The organism is Bradyrhizobium sp., assembly GCF_019244115.1.
Lineage (GTDB): Bacteria > Pseudomonadota > Alphaproteobacteria > Rhizobiales > Xanthobacteraceae > Bradyrhizobium.
Map to the genome: position 1 here is coordinate 1 of NZ_JAFATE010000649.1, position 2,313 is coordinate 2,313.

Consider the following 2,313-nt stretch of genomic DNA (forward strand, 5'->3'; position numbering starts at 1 on the left):
TGCGAGGAGCGAAGCGACGAAGCAATCCAAACTGTCGCCGCAGAGAGAGTCTGGATTGCTTCGCTGCGCTCGCAATGACGTGCGCGCTACGCCCCGACCAGCGTCTTCGCAGGTACTGTGGCCTGCACGACCAGCCCGCGGGCCCGCGCGTCCATCACGCCGACCGCGCGCAGCGCCAGCAGCGTCACCGCCTGCACGGTATCGCGCAGCTTTGCGGGATCGTCCAGGTTGTCCGGCGCCAGCGGCCCGACCAGCGATTCGTGCAGCGCGCCGAGCAGCGCGGTTGCAGCGAGCGCCGTGTCCTGCTGCGGCAGATGACCGGCGCGCACGGCCGCATCGATCCGCGCAGCGATTTCGCCTGATATCTCGCGCCGGCTCGCCAGGCGCGAGGCGGTGACATCGACATCCACCGGCTCGGCCAGAATGCCCCAGGCGAGCTTGCGCTGCGACAGTACATGGACCGCGACCGTCGAGACAGCCGCGGCCAGCGCCGAGGACGGTCCGGGTGCAGCGTCAGCCGCGCGACGGATCGCGGCAAGCTCGTCGCGTGAAACCTCGGCGATGAGTTCGGAAATCAAATCGGCCTTCGACGGGAAATAGCGATACACCGTGCCGGCGGCGACATTGGCCCTGACGGCCACCGGCGCGATCTGGACCGCGCCCATCCCCTGCTCCGCCGCCGCTTCCCGCGCCGCGGTCAGAATGGCGCTGCGCCGGGCAGCCAGCCGCTTCACCACCTGATGGGTCCGCCGATACACCATGGCGCGTTCCCCCGTCCCTCAAGGCCCGGCCACCAAACCGAACCAACTTTCACTGTTTTGAGCAGTGTCGCCGCAGACTGCCACGAAAAACTGAACACCTATTCAGACAAGAAAACAAGGCCAAAAACTAGAGCGGCCCAGCCATCGGCATGATCGCGCGAGACTGCCGCATCATGCCCGCGCGCGATGGCCTGGGTCAGCGCATTCATCGACCGATAACCACACACCTTACCCCGACCTTAACGGGACGCCGGCATACCTTCCCCACAATTCAAGGGGGTTGTGAGGGAATGCTCGAACCGGACGTCCGATTTGCCTGGCGGCTGTTTCACCTGAACTGGCTTCCCATCGCAGCGATGGGAAGCGTCCTGCTGCTTGCAGTCCTCCTCGGGAATTTCTCGATCGCGCCCGGGGCGTTTCTGACCATGACCGGGATTGCGATCGAGCTCGCATTGATCGCCATCCTCTATGTCCGCCTCCGAGCGCATGCCGCCGATCCAAAACTGGTGTTTGCACTGGGCGGCATTTCCCAGCTCTTCATGATCGCCATCATCATGGGGCCGCTGAGCTATGTTGCCGGCGCAACGAGCCTGCCGCTGCAGGACCAGAGCTTCCTCGCGATCGATCGTGCACTCGGTATGGATCCGGGCATGATCGCGCGCTTCGTCAACGAGCGTCCACAGCTCGTCGGCCTGCTCGAGACGGGATACGCGTTCATCAAGTGGTTTCTCCTGCTGACCCCGATCATCCTCGCCGCGACCATGAGGCTGGTCCGCCTGCAGGTATTCGTCGGCGCATTCGGCATTGCGCTGGCGGTCACGCTCGCGATCTCGGCGCTGGTTCCTGCGATCGGCACCTACTACGGCCTTGGTGGGCCACTGTCCGATTATCCTGCGCTCAACATGACCTTCTATGCCGCCCAGCTGCGCGACATCCTGGCGCTGCGCGAGGGCGCGCTGCGGCATCTCGAACTGTTCGAGCTTGCCGGAATCGTCTCATTCCCGAGCTTCCATGCCGCCTCGGGCGTGCTTTATCTGTGGGCGCTGTGGCCGGTGCGGCGCCTCGGCGGGATCGCCGCCGCCATGAACGTCTGGATGATCATCGCAACACCGGTGATCGGCGCCCACTATATGATCGATGTTGTCGGCGGCATCGCGCTTGCCGCCATCTCGATCCGGGCCGCGAGCTATTGCCGCGATCGCGCACTGCGCGAATTGGAGCTGAGCAGCGAGAGACTGCCACAGATTTCCCTGCAGACGAACTGACGTCGCACGCGGCATCGACGGCGGACCTGCCGCATCCCGCTTTAGCCTGGCAAGCATCGATACGCTCTCCCCTGGGGCGCATGGATCGCTGACACGGCGCCGCGTTGAGCCGCGCGGTCGAGGCGCTGTGCGACATCGCGCCCGCCCGATTAACCCCCCGTTCAGCAAACCCGACCCTACCTTGGTATTGAACCCCGTAATTTACCGGGGCTTCAGCTTGCCGTGGTGCACTCACCGAAATACCTCCTTCTCCTTTCGCCTGGTCGGTCAAGCCGCGGATCGATCAC

The 2,313-nt window shown here is 64.7% G+C and carries 2 protein-coding genes; one reads left to right on the forward strand and one right to left on the reverse strand.

Going from position 1 to position 2,313, the window contains the following annotated elements; translation table 11 throughout:
• Positions 1-86: 86 nt before the first annotated feature.
• Positions 87-761, reverse strand: a complete 675-nt coding sequence (locus JOZ76_RS28250) for a TetR/AcrR family transcriptional regulator (protein ID WP_291704282.1) — start codon at positions 759-761, stop codon at positions 87-89.
• Positions 762-1,051: 290 nt separating this feature from the next.
• Here JOZ76_RS28250 and JOZ76_RS28255 point away from each other — a divergent pair, with 290 nt between their 5' ends.
• The gene (locus JOZ76_RS28255; RefSeq protein WP_291704284.1) at positions 1,052-2,026 is read left to right on the forward strand and encodes a phosphatase PAP2 family protein; all 975 of its coding nucleotides are present in this window, start codon (positions 1,052-1,054) and stop codon (positions 2,024-2,026) included.
• The last annotated feature ends 287 nt before the right edge of the window (positions 2,027-2,313 follow it).